Origin of the sequence: Geitlerinema sp. PCC 7407, from assembly GCF_000317045.1 — a bacterium.
Lineage (GTDB): Bacteria > Cyanobacteriota > Cyanobacteriia > PCC-7407 > PCC-7407 > PCC-7407.
In genome coordinates, this window is the sequence record NC_019703.1 from 1638859 (window position 1) to 1662445 (window position 23587).

General features: G+C 59.0%; 15 protein-coding genes and 1 other RNA gene. 6 read left to right on the forward strand and 10 right to left on the reverse strand.

Annotated elements, in window-relative coordinates:
- Positions 1-103: 103 nt before the first annotated feature.
- On the reverse strand, positions 104-2728 hold the full coding sequence (locus GEI7407_RS06985) for an adenylate/guanylate cyclase domain-containing protein (protein WP_015171437.1): 2625 nt from the start codon (positions 2726-2728) through the stop codon (positions 104-106).
- 526 nt (positions 2729-3254) lie between these two features.
- Positions 3255-5054: a DNA repair protein RecN gene (gene recN, locus GEI7407_RS06990; RefSeq protein WP_015171438.1), complete on the reverse strand. Its 1800-nt coding sequence runs from the start codon at positions 5052-5054 to the stop codon at positions 3255-3257.
- Between the two features lie 237 nt (positions 5055-5291).
- Between recN and GEI7407_RS06995 the strand changes: the two genes are divergently transcribed.
- Complete coding sequence (locus GEI7407_RS06995; RefSeq protein ID WP_015171439.1) at positions 5292-7346, forward strand: AarF/ABC1/UbiB kinase family protein; 2055 nt, start codon at positions 5292-5294, stop codon at positions 7344-7346.
- 191 nt (positions 7347-7537) lie between these two features.
- Here the strand turns inward: GEI7407_RS06995 and GEI7407_RS07000 are convergent, their stop codons facing one another.
- The 3 genes from GEI7407_RS07000 to GEI7407_RS07010 form a co-directional block, all read right to left on the reverse strand.
- Positions 7538-8029 (reverse strand): hypothetical protein, encoded by a 492-nt coding sequence (locus tag GEI7407_RS07000; protein WP_015171440.1) that lies wholly within the window; start codon positions 8027-8029, stop codon positions 7538-7540.
- A 144-nt stretch (positions 8030-8173) separates the two neighbouring features.
- Positions 8174-10900 (reverse strand): valine--tRNA ligase, encoded by a 2727-nt coding sequence (locus GEI7407_RS07005; protein WP_015171441.1) that lies wholly within the window; start codon positions 10898-10900, stop codon positions 8174-8176.
- Between the two features lie 179 nt (positions 10901-11079).
- Complete coding sequence (locus GEI7407_RS07010; protein WP_015171442.1) at positions 11080-12090, reverse strand: phosphoribulokinase; 1011 nt, start codon at positions 12088-12090, stop codon at positions 11080-11082.
- Positions 12091-12660: 570 nt separating this feature from the next.
- On the opposite strand from GEI7407_RS07010, the gene petH reads away from it, so the two are divergent.
- The 4 genes from petH (at position 12661) to GEI7407_RS07030 (ending at position 17347) form a co-directional block, all read left to right on the forward strand.
- Entirely contained in the window at positions 12661-13893 is a 1233-nt protein-coding gene (gene petH / locus GEI7407_RS07015) for a ferredoxin--NADP reductase (protein WP_015171443.1), read from the forward strand.
- Between the two features lie 281 nt (positions 13894-14174).
- Positions 14175-15509, forward strand: a complete 1335-nt coding sequence (locus GEI7407_RS07020) for a homoserine dehydrogenase (protein ID WP_015171444.1) — start codon at positions 14175-14177, stop codon at positions 15507-15509.
- 96 nt (positions 15510-15605) lie between these two features.
- Positions 15606-16604, forward strand: a complete 999-nt coding sequence (locus GEI7407_RS07025) for an L-lactate dehydrogenase (protein WP_015171445.1) — start codon at positions 15606-15608, stop codon at positions 16602-16604.
- A gap of 290 nt (positions 16605-16894) precedes the next feature.
- Positions 16895-17347, forward strand: a complete 453-nt coding sequence (locus GEI7407_RS07030; protein ID WP_015171446.1) for a CAAD domain-containing protein — start codon at positions 16895-16897, stop codon at positions 17345-17347.
- Between the two features lie 389 nt (positions 17348-17736).
- On the opposite strand, the gene GEI7407_RS07035 is transcribed toward GEI7407_RS07030, so the two are convergent.
- Positions 17737-18390: a (2Fe-2S) ferredoxin domain-containing protein gene (locus GEI7407_RS07035; RefSeq protein ID WP_015171447.1), complete on the reverse strand. Its 654-nt coding sequence runs from the start codon at positions 18388-18390 to the stop codon at positions 17737-17739.
- 414 nt (positions 18391-18804) lie between these two features.
- Between GEI7407_RS07035 and sipA the strand changes: the two genes are divergently transcribed.
- The gene (gene sipA, locus GEI7407_RS07040) at positions 18805-19077 is read left to right on the forward strand and encodes a regulatory protein SipA (RefSeq protein ID WP_015171448.1); all 273 of its coding nucleotides are present in this window, start codon (positions 18805-18807) and stop codon (positions 19075-19077) included.
- Here sipA and GEI7407_RS07045 read toward each other — a convergent pair.
- From GEI7407_RS07045 to GEI7407_RS07055, 4 genes are all read right to left on the reverse strand, one after another.
- Complete coding sequence (locus GEI7407_RS07045; RefSeq protein WP_041268785.1) at positions 19074-20393, reverse strand: pitrilysin family protein; 1320 nt, start codon at positions 20391-20393, stop codon at positions 19074-19076. The two genes, sipA and GEI7407_RS07045, sit on opposite strands and share 4 nt — an antisense overlap.
- A gap of 141 nt (positions 20394-20534) precedes the next feature.
- On the reverse strand, positions 20535-21800 hold the full coding sequence (locus tag GEI7407_RS07050; protein WP_015171450.1) for a pitrilysin family protein: 1266 nt from the start codon (positions 21798-21800) through the stop codon (positions 20535-20537).
- A gap of 295 nt (positions 21801-22095) precedes the next feature.
- Positions 22096-22282, reverse strand: a non-coding RNA gene (ssrS, locus tag GEI7407_RS19945) — 6S RNA.
- An 83-nt stretch (positions 22283-22365) separates the two neighbouring features.
- Entirely contained in the window at positions 22366-23574 is a 1209-nt protein-coding gene (locus tag GEI7407_RS07055) for a 5-(carboxyamino)imidazole ribonucleotide synthase (RefSeq protein ID WP_015171451.1), read from the reverse strand.
- Positions 23575-23587: the final 13 nt, after the last annotated feature.

Genomic DNA, 23587 nt, shown 5'->3' on the forward strand with positions numbered 1-23587 from the left:
GATTCAGTATCATGCTTAGTCTCGCGTGAGACTATCCTAGCACGCCCTGAAAATCAGGGGGGAAGCTGGCCTCGCACCCCTGGCGATCACTGCCCCCCGCGCCCTATTTCTCTGTCAAGCTCCAGGAGCCATCCCATTCGGCGGGCGGCGGAGACTGGAGCCAGTGCTGGCAGCGCTCCAGGTGCAGGGCCGCCGCCTTGTCTTGGTGATCAACCTCCAGGACGCGGGCAAACTCTCCCATCGCCAGCGCAAACTTTTGGTGTAAATAGTACTCGCGGCCTTTCTGGTAGTGCTCAATTACTTCCAGCTTGGGCGCTGGAACATCGTCAAATCCAATGCTGACCAGCTCATAGATCGCGACCGGATTAGTCTTGCCCTTGACCCGGATATAGTCCAGCTCACGCACGCACAGCTTGTGGTGGTGGTCGGAGCAGAGGCGGTAGGTGTTTTCGCTCAAGACAACATCGCAGCCATACTGCTTGCTGGCTCCCTCCAGGCGCGAGCCCAGGTTGACGCCATCTCCGATGGCCGTAAACTCCATCCGCCGGCTAGAGCCGATGTTGCCGCTGATCACGCTGTCGGAGTTGATGCCGACCCCGATGCGGATGAAGGGCTGCTGGCGAGCAGACCGGCGCTGATTGAACTCGAACAGGCGCTGGCGCATTTCGATGGCGGTCTGGACGGCCATCCAGGCGTGGTCCTCTAGGGGCAGGGGAGAGCCATAGACGGCCATGATGGCGTCGCCGATGTACTTGTCCAGGGTGCCCTTGTACTTGAAGACGGCCTCCACCATGGACTCGAAGTACTCGTTGAGCATGCTGACGACCTCTTCGGCCTGGAGGCTTTCGGTGAGGGTGGTGTACCCCCGGATGTCCGAGAACAGGACCGAAACCTCTTTGCGATCGCCCCCTAGCTTGGCATCACCCAAGCGCAGCAGCTCCTCCGCCAGCTCCTGGGTCATGTAGCGATACATCGTGCTCTTGAGCCGCTTCTCATCGCTAATGTCGTCCATCACCACCAGCGCCCCGTAGATCGTCTTGCCATCGGTGGCATCGGCAATGGAGTTGATGGACAGATGGATACTGTGCTGCTCAGCGCTATGGGAAATCAGGGTTTGGTCAGGATAGTACTGCTGTCGAGATTTCTCCGTGCCTCCCTCCAGCGCCTGGTTAAACCACTTCGAGAAATCGCCTTCCTTGATCTTGATCAGATCGCAGATCGATTGACCCTCAAGGCGCGAGGCTTCATGGATGCCCAGAAGGCGCTGAGCGCTGTCGTTGAGGGCAATGATCCGGCCATCTTTGTCTGTGGAGATGACGCCATTGGAGAGGCTGCGCAGGATGTCCCGCTGCATCTGCTCCTGCTGCTTGACCGTGGCGAAGAGCTTGGCGTTTTGGAGGGCCACGCCCGCCTGAATGTTGAACGCCTGCATAAACTCTTGGTCAGAGCGATTGAAGCTGGCTTTCCAGCAGTCCGGTGCCTCCGGCCAGTCCTCTGGGTTGTAGGGCGAAAATTCTCCCTGGCGCTTTTTGTTGATCAGCTGGGTGACGCCGATCAGCTCGCCGTCTGCATTAAAAACGGGCATGCACAGCAGGCTGCAGGTGCGGTATTTGGTTTTTTGGTCGGTTTCTTTGGACTTGCTGGAGCGGGGATCGTCGTAGAGGTCGAAGGGAATCAGCAGCGGCTGCCCAGAAACTGCCACCTCGCCGACAAACCCAATCCCGATCGGGACCCGAAGCTCGCCGACGCCAGGAATTTTGGTCCACAGATCATTGCGATCGCGATCGACGAGCCACAGCGTGCTGCGATCGGCGCTCATCAGCTCCTGGGCCTCCTCCATCACCCGCTTGAGGGTTTCTTCCAGGTCGAGGCTGCTCTGGCTGAGGGAGCGGGTGGCCTTCATCAGGGCCGAAGCGGCTCGCTGGCGCTGGGTCGCGATGTAGAACGATCGCGAGCTCTCCAGGATGAGCCGAATCGAGGGAGCAAATTCTGCGAATAACCGCTCGTCCTCAGCGCTGAAACCGTGCTGATCGATCCGCTCTTCGAGGCTGCTGTCTGGGTCGTGGGGGCTTTTGAGCTTGTTTAAAAGTTGTACAACTGCCACCAAATCTCCCTGATCGTTCAGCAGAGGCAGTGCAAGAAGGGTATAGGTACGATAGCCCGTTTTTTTGTAGAGTTTCTGGGATTCGGCAGAGCGGGGGTCATCAAAAAAGTCGTAGGGAATGTTGATGACTCGCTTGAAGGTGGCGGCTTCGCCCGCGATGCCCCGATCGGCTGGAATCCGAATCTCTAGACAGGCACCGCCCTCGCCGGTTGCCACCTTGGACCACAGTTCGTTTTTGTCCTCGTCCAGCAAAAAAATAGTGGTGCGATCGGCCCCCAGCAGTTCTCCCGTTTTGAGGGTGATTGATTGCAGCATCTCGTCGAGAATGGCGTCAAAGCCCTGGCTGGAGAGCAAGTTGTCCAGCATCGACAGGGTCTGATTGACGACGCGCAGCTTGGACTCGACGTCGGAGACGACCTGCTTGAAGGTGTCCTGGGTGAGAGGGGCGAGGAAGGCGGCAAAGGTTCCGCGTGCAGCTGCCAAGCCTCCGCCAGCTGCTCGGATGGTCGATCGAGGAACCATCGCTCCGGCTGTGTGCTCGGGTTGAGCATTTACCTCGATCACGTTGCTGAACGGGGCATTGGCGGATTTATCGACAGGCAGATGCGAAGGCGAGGATGTCATGGAGATTCACGCAGGCTGGCTGTGTAGGAATGGCAAAAGGCAGATGCGATTTTGATGCTTGGGCGACGCTTTGGGCCGTTGCTAAAAAGCGTCCTGCCGGGATGCTGAGCCAGGGGAACAGGGAGAAGGCCAAGATCTCTTGGGTGATGAGCGAATCTGAGGGCTGGAAACCTAGTCAAATTTTGGCATTTTGGGGCTAGGGGAGATGTGTCCTACTATTCACTGCTCAGGATTCCCGGGTTGGGTCAGTTTGCTGCATTGGCCCTAATGGGCTCTTTGAAGCGGAGAATACCCAGACGAAACTTGCACACTGCCATTGCGAGGATGGGTTAAAGATTCTACGAATCTTTGCGGAGATAGAGGTGGATAGTTTGACATTAGCACTCTCGCCAGAAAAACTTCTCGGGCGATCGCGTCGAATTATGACCTGTGGCTAGAGGGTTTGGCCGCAATGATGAGAAAAATCGCGTGGGAGGCGATCGCCTCCCACGCGGGGGATGAATAGACTGGTTTTACAAGGCTGGGCTCAGCGGCGGCTGCGGGACCGGGCTTTGCTGGGCTTGCCCAAAACCGCTGCTGCGTCTGGCATTGCCTTGGCTTGCCGCAGGTCGTTGGCCTGACTGAGGAGGGAGTCGGCGAAGGCGATCGCCTCTTGGGCAGACTGACCGCCCGCTAGCTGGGCTAGCTCCTCTCGCCGCTGCTGGCTATCGAGCTGGCTTACCCGTACGACGGTGCGCACGTCTTCTTGCTCCGCTTCGGCGCTGGCGCGCGAGGGATCAATGACTTCTTTATTGACCTGAAAGTGGTGATCGGCCATGGCCGCCACGAGGGGCTGGTGGGTAACGCAAAGCACCTGATGGTGCTGGCCGAGGTGATGGAGCTTTTCGGCGATCGCCTGGGCAACGCGCCCCGAAACCCCCACGTCGATCTCGTCGAAGATGAGGGTGCCGATGGGATCAATCTGGGAAAAACAGGCCTTGAGGGCTAGCAAAAACCGGCTCATCTCGCCGCCGGAGGCGATGTCGGCGAGGGGCTGGAGGGGCTCGCCGGGGTTGGGACTCAGGAGAAACGTGATGCGATCGGCGCCGCTGGCGCTGGGATCGCTCGGGGTGAGCCCCACCTGGAACTGCACTTTGTCCATGGCCAGGGGCTTGAGCTCGCTGATCAGGCGGCTTTCGAGGGCGATCGCCGCTTCCCGCCGCAGCTCGGTGAGGCGATCGCAGACCGTTCGTAGCTGGGCCTGATGCTTGGCGTAGGCGCTCTCGAGGGCCTCGATGGACTGGCCTTCGCCCTCCAGCTCGGCCAGCTCCGCCGAAATGCGCTCGTAGTGGGCGATCGCGTCTGCCAGGGTCGGACCGTACTTGCGGCAGAGCTGCTTTAGCTCCACGATTCGCGACTCGACTTCTTGCAGGCGTTCGGGATCGGTGTCGAGATCGTCGCCGTAGGCACTCATTTCCCGGCCCGCTTCTTCGATCTGGGCCAGCGCGCCGCTCACCAGCTCCAAAATCGGCTGAACCTGGGGATCGTAGCGCACCATATCCTGAAGAATGGCCTCCGCCTTGCCCACCAAATCCGCCGCTGCCTCTCCCCCAGCCTCGTTTTGGTAGAGCCGCTGATACACGTCGTAACTTTGCTGCTGCAGCTCCACGCTGTGGCCCAGCCGCTGGCGCTCTTGCTCGAGCTGCTCGAGCTCGTCAGGTTCCCCAAGGCTGGCAGCGGCCAACTCCTTGGCCTGGTACTGGAAGATATCTCGCTGCTGTAGCCGCTGACTCTCGGCTTGGCGGCGCTTTTCGAGGGCTTTGAGGGCGCTCTGGGCCTGGCTAAAGGCTGCGCTGACCTGCTCTCGCTGGTGCAAGAGGCGATCGCCGCCAAAGTTGTCGAGCCATTCTCGCTGAATGGTGGCTTTGCCCAGTTGGACAGTCTGGCCCTGGGCCGTGATAGACACCAGGCGATCGCGCAACTCCTCCATCTGCTGCTTGTTTACTAGCACCCCATTCACCCGCGATCGGCTGCGCACCCCGCTACTGCTGAGCGTCATCTCCCGGCTGCACACCAGCCAGTCGTCTTCGAGACTGTCGATTTCCTGAAGCTCGAGCCAGGCGCTGAGGTCGAGATTTAGCTTGAAGGTGGCCTCGATGACCGCGCGACCGGCACCCGTGCGAATGGCTCGCCCGGTGATCCGCCCCCCCAGCACCGCGTCAATGGAGTCCAGAATGATGGATTTGCCCGCACCGGTTTCCCCCGTCAAAACATTGAGACCCGCACCAAAGGGAAGCTCCAGCTGGTCAATCAGGGCAAAATTTTCGATGCGCAAAGAAATTAGCATGCAGGAAAACGATTCTGGGAACAGATGTCGACCGGGCAAGATCTAGGCGACACTGGGAAGCAATCGGGATGTTTTGCGAAAAAAACAGCCGAAACGCGCGATCGCCGCTCCAGCTATCAAAAGATTCACCTGTAACAAACCTAGCGGAGCAGGCCGGGTCTACTCCTTCCTCATCTTAGCGATTAGGCTAATCGTTACAATTGTTAATAAATAGCCGCATCCTCAAAACCATCGTCCATGAATGCTAAACCTGTCTCATCAGATTATCCGCGGACCGCAGAGTCAGTGGCTATCCCGGTTATCCCGATCGAGCCGCCAGAACTCGTGGAGACAACTGACTTGATGGCTAAGGAGACGCCAATGGCGCGGGAGCGGGCGATCGAGCAGATCTCGCTCACAGAGGCCGAGGCGATCGCCCTACGCTACGACCCCCAGGTCATTGCCGCCTACTATCGCCGCCGCCCCCTCCAAGTTTGGTGGCGCATGCTCAGCATCATCTGGCCTTTCCTGACCTTTGGTGTGGCGATCTGGTGGGACAAGCGAACCCGGCGAGTCAAGGCCAATGAGCGCAAGCGGGCCGTTCGTCTTCGGGAGATGCTAACGACTTTGGGACCGGCCTACATCAAGGTCGGTCAGGCTCTGTCAACCCGTCCGGACCTGGTGCCGCCCCTCTACCTCGAAGAGCTGGCCCAGCTCCAGGATCAGCTCCCCCCTTTCCCCAATGAGGTAGCCTATCGCTTCATCGAAGAGGAACTGGGCGATCGCCCCGAGTACATCTACGCTGAGCTGAGCCCCAACCCCATTGCGGCGGCTTCCCTGGGCCAGGTGTACAAAGGCCGGCTCAAGAGCGGCGAAGTCGTCGCGGTCAAGGTCCAGCGCCCTGGCCTGGCCCAGCAGGTCACTCTAGACCTCTACATTTTGCGGGGTTTATCGGCGTTTATTCAGCGCACGGTTGGCCGGGTTCGCAGCGATCTGGTTGCCATCATGGACGAGTTTGGCAGCCGCATCCTGGAAGAAATGGACTACACCCAGGAAGGCCGCAACGCCGAGCGCTTTGCGGAGCTCTACGGGCATCTCAAGGACATCTACGTGCCCCAGATCTATTGGCAGTACACCAATCGGCGTGTCCTGACCATGGAGTGGATCACCGGCACGAAGCTGACGCGGCCCCAAGAGATCCGAGAGCAAAACATCGATGCCGGATATTTGGTCGAAGTGGGGGTCCAGTGCTCCCTGCGACAGCTCCTGGAGCACGGCTTTTTCCACGCCGATCCCCACCCTGGCAACCTCCTGGCCACACCAGATGGCAAGCTGGCCTATCTCGACTTTGGCATGATGAGCGAGGTTAAGCCCTATCAGCGCTATGGCCTGATCGAAGCGGTGGTCCACATGGTCAACCGAGATTTTGAGGGGCTGGCCCAGGACTACGTCAAGCTGGAATTTTTGACGCCGGATACGGATTTGACGCCGATTATTCCGGCCCTGGCGAACGTGTTCACAAACGCCCTAGGGGCGAGTGTTGCGGAGCTCAACTTCAAGAGCATCACGGATCAGCTCTCGGAGCTGATGTACGAGTACCCCTTCCGGGTGCCGGCCTACTACGCGCTGATTATTCGCTCTTTGGTGACCCTAGAGGGCATCGCCATCAACGTGGATCCAGAGTTCAAGGTGCTCAGCAAGGCCTATCCCTACGTGGCCAAGCGCCTGCTGACGGACCCGGCACCGGAACTGCGCACTTCTCTGCGAGATTTGCTGTTCAAGGAAGGCAGCTTCCGCTGGAATCGCCTGGAAAACCTCCTGCGGAATGCGCGCGGCAGCGATGACTATGACCTAAATAAGGCGGTCAATCAGGCGACGGAGTTTCTGTTTTCGGAGCGGGGGACCTTCATTCGCGATCGCCTGGTCGAGGAGATCGTCAAGAGTGTGGACGTCTTGGGACGCAACGCTCTCTATCGCTTTACCCATGCGCTTCAGGAGCGAGTGGGCCTGGCGGTGAGCACGACGGCCCCTGACCCAGCCGATCAGCAGACGTTGGAGCATATTCAGCGAATCATCGGAATTCTGCGTGAAACCCCGGGCTTCAACCCGGTCCAGACCGCGTCGGCGCTGTCGCAGGTGCTGGCAAAGCCGGAGCTCTACCAGATGGGCCAGCAAATCGCGGGCGGACTGACCCAGCGCTTGGTGGCGCGGCTGATCCGGGAGATGCTGGTGGAGTCTCTCTCCGATGAGCCGATCTCTGCCCGCAAGGGGCCTGTGCCGTCGGTGCCGAGGCTGCCCGCAGCTCAGCGCTAGACGGGGCGATCGCCTGTGTCTCTGCCCAGCACGCACTGAAATAACAAAGCCAGGGAGTCTTCCCTGGCTTTTTGATTGTTTGGTTCTCAGGCAGATCGGCCAGAGCAGGGCCTTGGGCTGAGATGGGGGGCGGGGATTGTGAACGGAACCGGCGATCGCTAGTCCGGATCGCCCCGTCGAAGCGATCCGGATTAGCGATCGTCTTCCTCGTCCAGATCCAGGGCTGGAAACTCGAGCTGGATGTTGAACTGGGCCGCGACGTCTTCGAGATACTTCTTTTGTCGCTTGAGCGTGTCTTCGAGGATCTGGATTTGCTCGCGGCGGGCTTCCACTTCCAGGGCTTTGCGACCGATCTCCTGGCTTTGGAGGGTCAGCTCCTGACGCCACTGCTCAGCGCGATCGCTCTCTTCCTTGAGAAAGCTTGGCGTGACGCCATTGGTCAGAAACGTCTGGAGAACCTCCAGAACCCAGTCCTTGGCATCGTCGACGCGCAGCACTTGGCGATCGCTCGACAGGTCCACCAGCACCAGCACCCCTTCATTGACGACGACCGTCTCGCTGGTTAGGACCAGTTCGTCTGCGCTCAAGACAGTCCAAGTGTGCTCAGATTCTTGCTGCGCCAGCAGCCGCAGTTCTGTCTTACCCAGGAAGCCCTTTTTCTGCACTTGGGCTAAATACAGCATTGCCGACTCCTACCACATTCCGCAAAACGGCTTTGAACAAAGAGAGGACGGATAGCTGACCCATTCAAGAGAATGCACCCTCATTGATGGCTGCCGTCCAGAAACCAGAAGCGCAAGGCGTGCTCCTGGTTCCTGCTGGCTCATTTACAGGCGGCTGAGGCGATTTTTGAGAATCTCGGCCTGGACTTGCAGCTCGCTGAGGCGATCGCGCGCACCCTGCACGACATCCGCCGGTGCCTTGTCTACAAACTTGGCATTTCCCAGGCGTCCAGCGAGGGCGGTCGCCTCTGCCTCGATTTTGCCCAGATCCTTCTCCATTTTTGTCCGCAGAGCGTCCACGTCCACAATGTCGCTCAGGGGCATGATGACCTGTACGGTGCCCGTCACCCCCACAATGGTGCGCTTCAGGGCCGTGTCGTCCTGGGTCTGGACAATGCTTAGCTCCTCTACCCGAGCCAGATCGCGAATATAGGTCGCTCCTTGCTCGAGGGTTTGGCGCTCGGCCGCCTGCTCACTTTGGAGAATCGCCTGAATCTTGAGACCGGGCTTGACGCCGGTTTCGGCCCGCAGATTGCGCAGGGTCCGGATCACGCCAATGATGCGCTCAAACTCCTCCTCCAGGGCTGGGTTGAGCAGGCCCGCTTGAACAACCGGGTATGGCTCCACGGCCAAGCAGCGATCGTCGCCCGTCTGGTTGAGGGTGTGCCAAATCTCCTCCGTGATGTGGGGCATGAAGGGATGGAGCAGCTTGAGAATGCCGTCGAGGATGTGGGCGAGGGTCTGCTGCGCGACGCGGCGGCCCGGCCCTTCGGTTTGGAGCCGCGATTTCGCCAGCTCGATGTACCAGTCGCAGAAGTCGCCCCAGATAAATTCGTACAGCTCGCGGGCGGCTTCTCCCAGGCCGTGGTGATCGATGTTGTGGCTGACGCGCTGCACCACCCCATTAAAGCGGGACAAAATCCAGCGATCGCACAATTCCAGCGCTGCCTCGTCCGGTGCCCCCAGCTGAGCCGGGGTTTGGCCGTCCAGGTTCATCATCACGAAGCGAGACGCGTTCCACAGCTTGTTGGTGAAGTTGCGCGCTTCCTCCACCGTGGAGGACTCGTCGGTCTTGCGGTTGTACTCCAGCCGGATATCTTGACCCGCGCCGGTAATCTCCCGAATCAAGGCGTAGCGCAGGGCGTCCGTGCCGTATTTGTCGATCAGCACCAGCGGATCAATGCCGTTGTTGGCCGACTTCGACATTTTCTTGTTGTTTTCGTCCCGGACCAGGCCGTGGATGTACACCGTCTTGAAGGGCATCTGGCCGGTAAAGTGGCCAGCCATCATGGTCATCCGCGCCACCCAGAAGAAGATGATGTCAAAACCGGTCACCAGGGTACTGGTGGGATAGTAGGTCGCCAGATCCGCAGTCTTCTCAGGCCAGCCGAGGGTCGAGAAGGGCCACAGACCCGAGGAGAACCAGGTGTCGAGGACGTCGGGATCCTGGACGAGCTGGGCACCTGCGCCGTACTTTTCTTGGGCCTGGGCGATCGCCGCCTCTTCGCTGCGCGCCACCACAAAGGGCGTGTGGTCCGTGATCTCGCCCCCCGTCTCGCTGACAACGTACCAAGCCGGGATCTGGTGTCCCCACCAGAGCTGCCGCGAGATACACCAGTCCCGCAGGTTCACCAGCCAGTCGCGGTAGACCTTGGTCCAGCGCTCCGGCACAAAAGCCGGCTCCTGACTGCCGTCTAGGGCCGTCAGCGCTCGCTGAGCCAGGGGCTCGATCTTCACAAACCACTGGGTCGACAGCAGCGGCTCGACCGGCACCTTGCCGCGATCGCTGTAGGGCACTGAGTGGCGGTAGTCTTCCACCTTCACCAGTGCCCCCTCCTCTTCGAGGCGAGCCACCACGTTCTTGCGCGCCACAAAGCGGTCCTGGCCTTCGAAAGGACCGGCATTCTCGTTGAGCGTGCCGTCCTTGTGCATCAAGTTGATAAACGGCAAATTGTGGCGACGCCCCATCTCAAAATCGTTAGGGTCGTGGGCTGGCGTCACTTTCACACAGCCCGTCCCAAACTCAGGGTCCACCAGCTCATCGGCAATAATCGGAATCTGGCGGCCCATGATCGGCAGCGTCAGCGTTTTGCCAATGAGGCTCTGGTAGCGCGGGTCTTGAGGATTGACGGCCACAGCCGTATCGCCCAGCATCGTCTCGGGGCGCGTCGTCGCCACCTCAACAAAGCCCGATCCATCGCTGAGGGGATAGCGGAAGTGCCACAGATGGCCGTCTACTTCCTTGGGTTCCACCTCCAAATCCGACACGGCTGACTGGCTAGCAGGGCACCAGTTCACCAGATAGTTGCCCCGATAGATCAGGCCCTCGTCGTAGAGCTGAACAAATGCCTCTAGAACTGCCTTCGACAGCCCTTCGTCCATGGTGAAGCGCTCGCGGCTCCAGTCCACGGACACGCCCAGCCGCCGCAGCTGCCGCACAATTGTGCCGCCAGACTCTTGGCGCCACGCCCAGGCCCGCTCCAGAAACTTCTCGCGGCCGATGTCGTAGCGCGTCTTGCCCTCCGCCTTCAGCTGCTTTTCCAAAATGGTCTGGACTGCGATGCTGGCGTGGTCGGTGCCGGGTAGCCAAAGCGTGTTGCGGCCCCGCATCCGCTGGTAGCGCGTCAGTACGTCCATGATGGACATGTTGAGGGCGTGGCCCATGTGCAGGCTGCCCGTCACGTTGGGGGGCGGAATCACGATGCAGTACGGCTCGCCTTCCTGCTCGGGATCGGCCTGAAAGACCTGATGGGCTTCCCAGTACTGCTGCCATCGGGCCTCAGTGTCCACAGGATCATATTGGGTTGGCAGGGAGGGAGTCGTTGCAGTCATGGAAGATTTTAGTGCAATGAAAAAGTGCTTGCCGGGAGTTTCCCTAACGATTGTGCCACACAGGTTTGCGTCCGGCGGTTTGAGCCGGTGCTCTTGAGGGCTGCGGGCGGCCCGGATCGAAAAAGGGCGATCGCCCTCAAAACGCGATCGCCCCCTTCTTCGGACACCTGAACGGTAGTTTAAGCGTTGGCAGGCGTAGCTACCTTTGCCTCCCTCGAAGTCAGGCGCTCATAGGTCGCCCGCATCTTCAGACCCGTTAGCACCTGGAACAGGCCGGTACCATTGTTCGAGCCGGGGTAGTCGCGGTGCTGAAGCAGCAGGTGAGTCATTTCACCGTAGTACTTCGTCGAAGTGTTGCTCAGGTGATTCTCGATGTAGCTCACTTCCTCTAGGTTGTCGAACTGGCCGTCAACCTCCAGGATCGAGACCTCGTGACCGTAGTACGAGTCCGGACCGTAGTACATCTTGATACCCGGATAGGAGCAGGTCAGCTTGCGACCGCAGGGCGTCCAGTGGATCGTCGAACCCTCGTCAAAGAGGTAGACCGGATCAAACCCTTCAACACCGTCGCGCTGGATCATCTGCACGCGGAGCACCTTCCGCTCAGTGTCATCCTTGATCAGCTGAGTCGGCAGCACGCGGATCACGACATTAGCAAATTCCTTCTGAGGATCGATGTAGGCCGTGAAGTCCGGTTTGCGGGAGTTGATCGACGCAATCACGTCATCGTAGGTGTGGCCGCGCTCAGCCATGTCGCGCTGGATCTTCCAGGCGATCTTCACCTCGTCGCTGATGTCGAGATAGACGCTGAAGTCAAGCAGTTCACGCACCCGCGCATCATAGAGAGGATGAAGACCCTCTACCACGATGATGTGGTTCGGCTCGATCCGCTCTGGCGGATCAATCTCGCCGGTTTCGTGATTGTAGATTGGTTTATCAATCGCCTGACCGTTCTTGAGCGCTTTGATTTGCTCATACATCAGGTCAAAATTGTTTGCCTTCGGATTGAGGGCGGTCACCCCTGCTTCCTTGCGCTGCTTCCGGTCGAGACTGTGATAGTCATCCAAACAGATGACCGTGATGAAGTCCTTCCCGAACAGATCTTCCAGTCGGCGCAGGAAAGTCGACTTGCCGCATCCAGAGTCTCCGGCAACGCCAATCAGAACCACACGGTCCGGCTTACTGGTCATAGGTTCCCTCTAAACGATAAAAACAGTTCACTAAAAAGAAAATCTTGCGGATGCCCAAAACAGTCCCAAGGTCTTCTAAGCAGCTTTCAATGGATACACTGGAACCCCAGTTGAAGCACGCAGAAACCAGGACAGCGGCCGCGATAAGTAACCCTACCGCCGCCTGCAACGGAAGATCCGAGCCAGCGTAACTAGGTATTAATACTACCCATGTAGGATAGATCCTACCAGACTCGGAATTCCCCAACAAGTTTGTCGCGCTTCGAATCATCCCGCTTAAATACTAATGCTAAGGTTTCGCGGTGCATTTTTATTAAAACTGCGTCATCAACAACAGCAGAGAGATGGCTTTTCTGGGTATTGTGACCCCACGGCCCGGAGCGAGGCACCTGTAGCCCTCTGTGGGCCTCGAAGCCAAGGACCGATGGGTGCAGCTTCCCAATGCTACGCTAAATTATGAACCTGGCTCTTGTCGCCTGATTAAGTTCTGGTGACAAAACTGGTTTAGGGTGATAAGAGCACGTTGCTCAACGTGCCCAAGATGGGTCTCGGAGATTAATTAGGTTAGCAATGTTCAATCCAAGCGTAGCTGGCGGTGCGGCCACCGCAGTGTCTGGTAACCGCCTCTTTATTTATGAGGTCGTGGGTCTGCGCCAGAATGCAGAAACCGATAAGCTAAATTATCCGATTCGCCGCAGCGGCAGTGTGTTTATCACAGTGCCTTACAACCGCATGAATCAAGAGATGCAGCGGATTACCCGCCTCGGCGGCAAAATCGTTGCCATTCATCCTGTTACGGTTGATGGTGGTGCCGTCTCGAAGGGTCAAGCTGCGCCTAAGTCTGAAGCTTCGCCAGTCCAGTCAAAGACGGAAAGCAAGCCCATGACTGAAGCGAAAGCCCACAAGAAAAACGTTGATATTCCGGTTAATATTTATCGTCCAAATAATCCCTTTATCGGCAAGTGCCTTTCTAATGAAGAGCTAGTTGCTGAGGGTGGTATTGGTACGGTTCGCCACCTGATGTTTGATATCTCTGAGGGCGATCTGCGCTACCTAGAGGGTCAGAGCATCGGGATTATTCCGCCGGGCACGGACAAGCGGGGTAAGCCAGAAAAGCTGCGCCTTTACTCCATTGCGTCGACTCGCCATGGCGATCGCGTGGATGACAAGACGGTTTCCCTCTGTGTCCGTCAGCTCGAGTACAAGAGCCCGGAGACCGGAGAAACCGTTTACGGTGTGTGCTCGACCTATCTGTGCAACCTGAAAGCGGGAGATGATGTCAAGATCACCGGCCCGGTCGGCAAGGAAATGCTGCTGCCTGAAGATCCCGATGCGAAGGTGATCATGATGGCAACGGGCACCGGTATTGCGCCGTTCCGCGCTTACCTGTGGCGGATGTTCAAGGAAGCTGAGCGCAAGGCAAACCCGGATTACAAGTTCAATGGTTTGGCTTGGCTGATCTTCGGTATTCCTGTGTCGGCCAATATTCTGTACCGCGAAGAGCTAGAAGGGATGGCGAAGGAGTTTCCTGAGAACTTCCGCTTGACCTATGCCATTAGCCGGGAGCAGAAGAATGCGGAAGGCGGCAAGATGTACATCCAAGACCGCGTTGCTGAGCACGCTGATGAGCTGTGGAAGCTGATCCAAGAGGAGAAGACCCACGTTTACATCTGCGGTCTGAAGGGGATGGAAGACGGTATCGACGCGGCTCTGACGGCAGCAGCGGCGAAGAATGGGGTGAAGTGGTCTGATTACCAGAAGCAGCTCAAGAAAGCAGAGCGCTGGCACGTTGAGACCTACTAAAGCAAGGGCGAATTTTGAAAGTCGCTTGCGCTTTTTGAGGTGGCAAATTGACTGAGTTTGGGCAGCGATCGCAGGTAGGTTCCTGAGGTGCTGATCCCGATAGCTCAAAAATTTTCCAGAAGGGATCGCTGAAGGGGAAATGCCTCTTTGGCGATCCCTTTTGTCGCGATCGCGGCTTGACCCAAAAATTTTGCTGGGGGAAATGGGCGGGGAGGCCGTCTGGGCTAGCCCTAAACCCCTACAATTGTCTGTGTTGAATCGTTTGCGTGGACCAAGAGACTGTGGCTTTTCAGGTAGGCTTGTTGGGTTTGGGAACGGTGGGAACTGGGACCATGCAGATTTTGCTGGATCCGGATCAGCGCCATCCGCTGCTGCGCGAGCTGGAGGTCTATCGGGTGGGGGTGCGCTCCCTCGATAAGCCGCGAAGCGTGGATTTGCCGCCTGAGAAGTTCACGACGGATTTGGAGTCGATTGTCACGGATCCGGCCGTGGATGTGGTGATCGAGGTGATTGGCGGTTTGGAGCCAGCGCGATCGCTGATTTTGCAGGCGATCGCCCACGGCAAGCACGTGGTGACGGCAAACAAGGCCGTGATTGCCCGCTATGGTGACGAGATTTTCACGGCGGCCAATGCGGCTGGGGTCTATGTGCTGCTAGAGGCGGCGGTGGCGGGCGGTATTCCGGTGATTGAGCCGCTCAAGCAGTCCCTGGGCGTGAACCGGATCCAGGCCGTGACGGGCATCGTAAACGGGACGACCAACTACATCCTGACGCGGATGCAGCGCGAGGGTGGCGACTTCGCCGAGATTTTGGCCGATGCCCAGCGCCTGGGCTACGCGGAGGCCGATCCCACCGCGGATGTGGACGGCCTGGATGCAGGGGACAAGATCGCGATTTTGGCCTCTCTGGCCTTCAATGGCCGGATCAATCTGGAGAAGGTGCACCGAGAGGGCATTCGCAGCGTCAGCGCGGCGGACATCACCTATGCGGAGCGGCTGGGCTTTGTGATCAAGCTGCTGGCGATCGCCCGTCGCTTGGAGGGCGTGGCCGCCGATGGTCAGCCCCAGCTCGAGGTGCGGGTCCATCCGACCCTGGTGCCGACGACCCACCCCTTGGCCAGCGTCAGCGATGTTTACAACGCGATTTTGATTGAGGGCGATCCCATCGGTCAGGTGATGTTCTTTGGGCCGGGAGCCGGGGCAGGCCCCACCGCGAGCGCTGTGGTGTCGGACGTGCTCAACATCGCGGCCATTCTCAAGGTGGGCCGCGAAGCGGCGACCTCCGACGAGACGCGCAAGCACCTGCCCCTCGATCCCCTGCTGGCCTGCTCCCACCAGCACTACTGCGCCATCGCTCCCATGGAGGACTTGGTGACGCGGTTCTACGCGCGCTTTTTGACCCATGATCAGCCTGGGGTGATTGGCAAGCTGGGGACGTGCTTTGGCGATCGCGGCGTGAGCCTAGAGTCCATCGTTCAAACGGGGCTCCGGGACTCCCTGGCCGAGATCGTGGTCGTGACCCACGATGTGCGGGAGGGCAACTTCCGACAGGCGCTGGATGACATCCGAGCCATGGGCGCTGTGGAGAGCATCCCCAGCGTGCTGCGGGTGCTCTAATTCCAGAATTGCGCTGAATCCGTCCTGAGCACGACAAACTTTTGGGGGGAGCTAAAGTAGCCTAGACCTTGAGTTGCGATGTCTGGGTAGTTGCCTATGTTTGACACTCTGTTTTCCAACACCTTTGAGGCCTCGAGCCAGCGTCGCCCCTTGCCCCGCCGCAAGGGCGTGATCATCGGCACTGGACAGGTAGGGATGGCGATCGCCTACGCCATGCTGATCCAGAACACCCTGGATGAAATGGTGCTGGTGGACGTCAACCGCGACAAAGCCGAAGGCGAAGTAATGGACTTGGTCCATGGCCTTCCCTTTGTCGAGCCGACGCGCATCATGGCCGGTACCCTGGCTGACGGCAGCGACGCCGACATCGTGATCATCACAGCCGGTGCCAAGCAGCGACCAGGTGAGACGCGCCTGGATTTGGTGCAGCGCAATGTGGCCATCTTCAAGGACATGATCCCAGAGATTGTTCGCCACTGCCCAGACGCCTTGCTGCTGGTGGTCAGCAACCCCGTAGACATCATGACCTACGTGACGCTGCGCCTGTCCGGCTTCCCGAGTCACAGCGTCCTGGGCTCTGGGACGGTGCTCGATACGGCGAGATTTCGCTATCTGCTGGCCCAGAAGCTGACAATCGACCCGCGCAGCCTGCACGCCTACATCATCGGTGAGCACGGTGATAGCGAGGTGCCGGTGTGGAGCAAGGCGAATATTTCGGGAATGAACCTGTGTGAATCGGGCCTGGTGGCCTGTGACGAGGGCGATCGCGCGCTGCTGGAGTCCATCTTCGAGCAGACCCGCAACGCCGCCTACGAGATCATCCAGCGCAAAGGCGCCACCTGCTACGCCATCGGTCTGGGAGTCACCCAAATCGTTCAGGCGATTTTGCGCGATCAAAATCGGGTCATGACCGTCAGCACCCTGCTCCAGGGGCAGCACGGCCTAGAAAACCTGTGCTTGAGCCTGCCGGCCGTGGTCAACCGTTCGGGGGTGAGCCGCATTCTCAACTTGTCTCTGCCTGAGACTGAGCTTGCCCAGCTTCGTCACTCTGCGGAAACGCTGCAAGCGGTGATTCGTGAGCTGGATCTTTCTTGATCTGCGCGCCAAATGCGATCGCCCTTTGCACACCTTAGAAACCTGGATGAAAGGGTGATTTCTCAATACGAAAAAGCGCGAATGTCCTAATGCTCAGAGAGCTTAATTCTTCTTTACAATATTGAGCTTTCCTTCCGAGATTGCCTTGCAATTTGTAAAGCTCTGCACTAGTGTCAGGTATGTTTGAGAAAGAGCCGCCCTTTGGGCGCAGCAGCGTGGTGCTTTGACTGGAAACTGGTTCCAAACCAAGCCAGTAAGCACCTTTCAGTCGTTATTATTCGGGCAAAACGATGGATCCTGAAACCAACAAAACCGAATTTCAAACTGCCGAGGTTGCAACCCCAACGGAGTTCGCGACGATGGATGTCAATGCTGATCGTCCTGGTGCGATCGCCCCTATCTCCCGCACCAAAAATAAAGAACAGTGGGAGGAAATTCGTGATCAGGTTTACGAAGTACTCGCCCAACTTCCGGAATACATTTCGAGTTTCTTCGCAGACAATCGTCGCCCGCTGATCACGGTGGGTCTCATCTTAACTGCCTTCGTGACCGCCAAGGTGACTCTGGCTGTGCTATCGGCCATCAATGAAGTTCCTTTGCTGTCTCCGTTCTTTGAAGTTGTCGGCATCGCCTACTCTGGCTGGTTTACCTATCGCTATCTCCTGCGCGCCTCTAGCCGCAAGGAATTAGCGGACGAAGTGAGCTCCCTCAAAGACCAAGTCATTGGTGGTTCTCAGCGCTAACGGTTGTCGATGGTGCTCCGTTCAGGAGTCTGTCGTTTTCGCTCCCCACTGAACCGCTGGCGAAGGCCGTGCTTGGGTGCGACTTTGCCCTCTAAACCGTCTATCAGGGGAGAACAAAGCATCGTTCTCCCCTCTTTTGCGGTCCTGCTTGTGAAGACTCTCAAGGCCAACCGTAGACTCAAAATTTCGCCTAGGCTGCATGCTGAGACCAGGCCCTAAGACGCTAGATTGGGCGGAAGGCGATCGCCTCATGGCCCTGCCTGCTAGCCCTACAAGCCGCTTGGGCTAATGGCTCGTGTACCAAAAAATAACCCCAGAGCTGCGTCTGGGGCTGAGAGCGTGCTTGGAAACAAGGTTGAGATTGCTCGCGAAGGGGCGATCGCTGCGGTCTAGCTGCGCAGCAGACAGTACTGGGCGACGGGAGCCAGCTTGGCTGGCGCAGTCGATGGACGCCGGTCGGGGGCCGGGGCTGCTGGGCTCGCGGTCTCGCAGTGCCGATCGAGAATTTGGGGCACCTCGCTGGCCGAAATGCGGCTGTAGCGCGTTTTGTCCGGCATGACGATATTGGGACCTGCTTTGCAGCGCTTCATGCAGCCGGTTTCCTTGATCGTCACCTGTTCGTCCAGCCCGCGATCGCGCAAGTTTGTCTGTAGCGCGGCGCTGACTTCGCGGCCCCCCCGCTTCCAGCAGTCGGACTTGCGGCACACCAGGATACAGGCTGGCTTGGCTGTGGCTGGAGCAGGAGGCTGAGCCGCAGCGGGACTGGTCGCTCCTCCTGTCTGCTCGACAGAAGTAGGCACAATCGTGTGGGCCTTGTGCTTGACGAGGCCCTTTTTGAAATCGACTTTGCGCTCGCCTTCGACGTGGACCCAGACGCCCAGACTCAGGACCTCCGGTAGCCGGAAGCGATCCTCTTTGGGAATCTTGATCAAAAGTTCGCTATCGGCAGTTTGCAGCCGCAGGTACTTTGGCTGGTCGCCGACCAAGAAAGCCACGAGGCGACCGCTGAGGGCAAATTCGGAGACGTACTTTGACTTAGCCATAGAAAAAAGTGTCTGGGGTGGGGTGAGCAATCGAAGGCTGTCTGGGACATTAACTGCCAATGATTCCTGACTGCGATCGCCTACAAGAGACGTTGGCAAGGGAGAGAGTCGGCTTGACCCTCGTCTTCAGGCGCGCTCGATCTGGAAAAAACGCTTGAAAGTCAGTCTTGATAAAGGTTCTAGGTGAAATTGAGAAAATTAAATCTCGGTCTGTAGAGATGGCTCTGGGGTGATAGCGATGCCCCGAGGAGAAAATCTGACTCTATTATTGCAAATAATATTCAATAAATCAGGAGACTCTGCCAGTCCAGTGCGCCAAAATGGCGGAAAAAGCCATGGCTAACCCGGGCGATCGCCGAAGCACATCGCCAACAAACGGGACAATAAAAGCAGAAAACAGAGGACCGAACGCCTATGAGTGACGAATTTTCGCTGGGAGACTGCGTCAAAGTCCAAACCCTGCCGCCCTACTACAAAACCGCCGATCCGATGCCGATGCTGCGTCCCCCCAACGTGATCCCGCTGGGTGAAAAAGGCATCATTATGGACCGGCGGCCGGGAGGCTACTGGGTGGTGCACTTCGCGCGCGGGGCCTATCTGCTTGATAGTCAGTATTTGGCGCTGGTGACGGAGGAAGAGGCAGTGGCGACGCCAGAGCCGCCTGCCGGAGACCGTTCTGCGCCCTAGAGAACGGCGGGACTGGCGATCGCGCTGACGGCGCTTTCGGGACCGACCAAGGAGCGGTAGGGCTCGAGGAAATAGCGCTGGGCGACTGCCAGAGCGGCTTCGGGGGTCACAGCGGCGATCGCCTCCTGGAAGGCCCCATCAAACTCCACCCCCAAGCCTAGGGTTTCGTACCAGCCGTAGACCTGGGCAATCTGGGCATTGGTTTGCTTGCCCAGAGCGTACTGACCGAGCAGCTTGTTCTTCGCCGCCTGGAGCTCTTCTTCGCTCAGGCAGAGGTCCCGCAGCCGCCGGACTTCGCGCTCTAGGCCTTCCACAGCGATCGCCGTATTGCTCGGAGCGGTGCCCATATAGACCACAAACTGGGAGACATCCAGGCGCGTCGGATAAAACGCCGAAACGTCGTAGGCCAGGCCCCGCTTTTCTCGCAGTTCCACAAACAGGCGGCTAGAGAGACCGTTGCCCAAATAGGTATTGAGTAGCTTGAGGGCAGGGTAGTCGATCGGGCCGCTGAGCAAGTCCGCGGCCGTGGGCACTGGGGCTGCCAAATAGCCCAGCATCACCACCGATTGCTGCGTGGCCTGGGGCGTGATGCTGGTGCGGGGTTGGGTTTGGGGCGGGTAGAGGTCCAGCGTCGGCAGGGGCTGCTCGGGGATCGCCCAGTCGCCAAAGACCCCCTCGATCAGGGCGATCGCCTCCGTCGGCGTAATCCGCCCTGAGAGGCTGATCACCAAATTGTCGGGCCGGAAAAACTGCTGATGGTAGCGCAGCAAGTCTTCTCGGCCAATCCGAGAGACGGTTTCCTCCGTGCCTAGGGTCGAAAAACCGTAGGGGTGGTCGTGGTACATCAACCGGCGCAGCTGGTCAAAAGCGACCGAAAAGGGCTGCTCCTGCTGCGATCGAATATTTTGGAGCGTCAGCCGCTGCTCCAGCGCCACCTCGGCTTCGGGAAACGACGGCGATCGCATCAGCTCGGCGGCCAGCGCCAAAATGCTCGAAAAATCCGCCGAAACGGTTTTCAGGTTGATCAAAAAATAATCGCTCGTGGCGTCTGCTCCCAAGCTCGCCCCCACCGACTCCACCTGCTCAGCGATGTCCATCGAGGACAGCTGGTCGGTGCCTTTGGTCAGGACCGCCGCCAGCAGCGACGCCAGCCCCATCTGTTCCGGGGGATCCCACCGGCTGCCCGCCCGGACAAACAGGCGAGCGGCGATGATGTCGGTAATGGGATTCTCGGACACAAGGACAACAATTCCGTTGTCCAGGACAGCGCGGAACGGTTTGTGGCTCTGGGAGGGAGACAGTCCAGTTTGAATCACGGGCACAAAGAATCCTTACTCTCTAAAGTCAATCAGTCTTGGGAAATCAGCAAAGCAAAGCAGGGAAAGAGAGGCTCTCCGGGGCGATCGCGCTGAGTCAGCTAAATCAAAGGACGCTTCAAACGCGATCGGAGTGCCGCTCTAGAGCGATCGCAAAATTGTCACAGCATAGCGGTAGGGCGACAGGTATTGCTGAGCAATCTGCTGCAAGTCACTGGCCTGGAGCGCCTGGATATACCTGGGATAACTCGTGGACAATGCCGCGTCTGCGATGGTGCCATAGTACCCATATAGACCCGCCAACTGCCCAGGCGTCTCCGTCGAAAACGCATAATCATTACACAGGAGTCGCTTGCAGCGGGCCAGCTCGGCCTCCGAGATCGGGCCGTGGGCCAAGGCCGCTAGGCGATCGCCCACGATCGCCTCAACCCGCTCCAAATGCTCAACTTCGAGCCATGCACTGATCGTAAACAGGCTAGAATCGCGCTGCAAAGAAAAATCGCAGCTAACGCCCTGGACCAACTGCCGCTCTTCCCGCAGCTCGCGCACCAAGCGGGACGATCGCCCCTCTCCCAGCAGCACCGCCAGCAAGTCTAGGCCGTAGGCGTCTTGGAGCTGATCCACCCCTGGCCCCGTCCACGCCATCAGCAGTCGCGCCTGCTCTAGGCGGGGCAGCCGGATCTCTTGGCGACGAATGTAGGTCAGCGGCGGATCCGCACTGTAAACCAAAGGTGAGCAGTCTCCCGGCGGAACAAAGTCGCGAAAATTTTCCTCGACCAGCGCCCGCGTCGCCTCGTACTCCACACCGCCCGCCACGACCACCACCATGTTCTCGGGCTGGTAGTAGCTGCTGTGAAACTGCCGCATCTGGGCAGGGGAATTTTGCAGCAGTGTCTCCTCCGTGCCCAGGACCGGCCGTCCGTAGGGATGATCTTGGTAGATGGTCTCCATCAGGGCCTGAAAGCCTAGCCAGTCCGGGTTGTCCTGGGTTTGGCGGATTTCCTCGAGGACCACGTCTCGCTCCCGCCCAAATTCATCGTCCGGGATTGCCGCGTGGAGCAGCAGCTCGGAGAGATAGGGCAGCGTCGCCCCCAGCTGCTGGGCTGCGGTGGTGATGAAAAAGTGGGCGTAATCGTGGCTGGTCGCGGCGTTGGTGATCCCACCCTGGGTCTCGATCGCCTGGTCAAACATGCCTGGGCGCAGCTGATGTGTTCCCTTGAAAATCATGTGCTCCAGGAAGTGGGCCATACCAGACCACTCATTGGGCTCAACCCTTGCGCCTGCCTTCACCCAAACATCTACGACGGCAACGGGCGTGGCCGGGATGTGTTGATGGATCAGCGTAAGACCGCTGCTGAGCCGATCAATGTTGGCGCCGAAACTTGAGGAGATAGCGATGGTTGACAATACGATGGGGAACTCACTCTGCGGCCGATGTTAGACCATTGTAATGCCTGGCCTTGGGTCTGCGGCGTCGGCTGTTTCTACGAAAATTCTTAAGAAGTTTGGCTGCCTTGGCCGGGGCGATCGCGCTTCAGACGGCGACAGGCGCGATCGCGTCCGGACGGGCCGTGGCAAAAGTCAAGCGGCGCTGATATTGCTCTCTCGGGCCGCTCTTTCGGGCCAACCAGGGAGACTTCATCCAAAAATTGCCATTAAAAAATCCCCTATCGCTTCGACAAGGGACTTCTTAAAAAGATTGAGCTTCACCGCAACGCCGTCTTACCTCAGTTTTTGACCTGGCTAATGCCAGGTGGGTGTCTTGGCTTCAGGCTTAGAAGTTTCCGGGTACATGCCCGGTCTACTGCCGCCGAAACTGGCTTGACTCCCTAATTCAAAAAGCATAGATCATAAAACGCTATTGGCAGTCACCAACGCCGCAGTGAAGCTTAGTGACTATTTTAAGCGTGGGTTTGCCGGATTGCACACCCCACAGCTCAGATTTTCTGACGGGCGATCGCCTTGAGAGGGCCTAGCTTTGGACCAGGGCCGGATACCAGATGGACTCGACGGTGTGGGCGATCGCCATGGCGCGCGATCGCACCTCTTCGGGGGGAGCGTCGATCAAGACGGTGACGTGGCCCAGTTTGCGGCCCGGGCGGGACTCGGTTTTGCCGTACCAGTGGACGTGGGCCTGGGGCAGCTCGGCCAGGCGCTGGCGAACGCTGCTGTAGTCGCTGGTGGAGCTCTCGTAGCCCAGAAGGTTGATCATCACGGCGCCGTCGCTGCGCAGGGCGGGGCTGCCGAGGGGGCGATCGCCCACGGCCCGCAGGTGCTGCTCAAACTGGGAGGTGGCGCAGGCGTCCAGGCTGAAGTGGCCGGAGTTGTGGGTGCGGGGGGCGACTTCGTTGACCAGCAAGCGGCCATCGGTGGTCAAAAAGAGCTCGATGCCGTAGACGCCGACGGCGTTGAGGCCCGTCAGCAGGGTGCGGGCGATCGCCTGGGCGTCTTGGGCAACGGCGGCGGCGATGGGTGCTGGCGCGATGACCCGCCGACACACCTGATCCTCTTGCTGGGTCTCGACGATGGGATAGACGGCGATGTCGCCGCTGACCGAGCGACAGGCGATCGCGGCCAGCTCCCGCTCGAAGGGCACAAACTCCTCCAGCAGCACCGACGCGCGGCCCAGGCGCTCCCAGAGCTCTGTGAGGGCAGCCAGGGACTTGAGGACAAAGGTGCCCTGGCCGTCGTAGCCGTGGCGGCGGGTTTTGAGCACGACGGGGAAGCCGAGCTGGCTGAGGGCTTCGGGCGGGGACTCCGGCTCGAGGGCGATGAAGCGAGGCACCGGCAGCCCCAGGGACTGGAGATAGCAGCGCTGGTCGTACTTGTCGAGCAGCGGTCGCAAGCTGGCGATCGCAGGCCGAAAGCACACCCCCTGCTGGACGAGCTGCTCCAGGGCATCGAGATCCACAAATTCGTTTTCGAAGGTGATGACTTCGCACTGCTGGGCCAGCTGGGCGGTGGCGGCGGCGTCATCAATGGCGGCCAGCACCCGATCAGCGGCGATCGCCACCGCAGGGTCGCTGTCTTTGGGGGTTTGGACCACCAGCTCCATCCCCAGCTTGCCTGCCTCCTGGGCCATCATCCATGCCAGCTGACCACCGCCTATGACGCCGATGCGCTGGGCCGATGAAGGGGCTAGGGTTTCACCACTAGAGGCGATCGCGGGATCTGAAGCCATGGAACGGGTCTCC

Bases quoted from the DNA above. Each gene is read 5' to 3' on its own strand.
- GEI7407_RS06985 (WP_015171437.1), bottom strand. From the start codon at position 2,728: ATGACATCCTCGCCTTCGCATCTGCCTGTCGATAAATCCGCCAATGCC.
- recN (WP_015171438.1), bottom strand. From the start codon at position 5,054: ATGCTAATTTCTTTGCGCATCGAAAATTTTGCCCTGATTGACCAGCTG.
- GEI7407_RS06995 (WP_015171439.1), top strand. From the start codon at position 5,292: ATGAATGCTAAACCTGTCTCATCAGATTATCCGCGGACCGCAGAGTCA.
- GEI7407_RS07000 (WP_015171440.1), bottom strand. From the start codon at position 8,029: ATGCTGTATTTAGCCCAAGTGCAGAAAAAGGGCTTCCTGGGTAAGACA.
- GEI7407_RS07005 (WP_015171441.1), bottom strand. From the start codon at position 10,900: ATGACTGCAACGACTCCCTCCCTGCCAACCCAATATGATCCTGTGGAC.
- GEI7407_RS07010 (WP_015171442.1), bottom strand. From the start codon at position 12,090: ATGACCAGTAAGCCGGACCGTGTGGTTCTGATTGGCGTTGCCGGAGAC.
- petH (WP_015171443.1), top strand. From the start codon at position 12,661: ATGTTCAATCCAAGCGTAGCTGGCGGTGCGGCCACCGCAGTGTCTGGT.
- GEI7407_RS07025 (WP_015171445.1), top strand. From the start codon at position 15,606: ATGTTTGACACTCTGTTTTCCAACACCTTTGAGGCCTCGAGCCAGCGT.
- GEI7407_RS07030 (WP_015171446.1), top strand. From the start codon at position 16,895: ATGGATCCTGAAACCAACAAAACCGAATTTCAAACTGCCGAGGTTGCA.
- GEI7407_RS07035 (WP_015171447.1), bottom strand. From the start codon at position 18,390: ATGGCTAAGTCAAAGTACGTCTCCGAATTTGCCCTCAGCGGTCGCCTC.
- sipA (WP_015171448.1), top strand. From the start codon at position 18,805: ATGAGTGACGAATTTTCGCTGGGAGACTGCGTCAAAGTCCAAACCCTG.
- GEI7407_RS07055 (WP_015171451.1), bottom strand. From the start codon at position 23,574: ATGGCTTCAGATCCCGCGATCGCCTCTAGTGGTGAAACCCTAGCCCCT.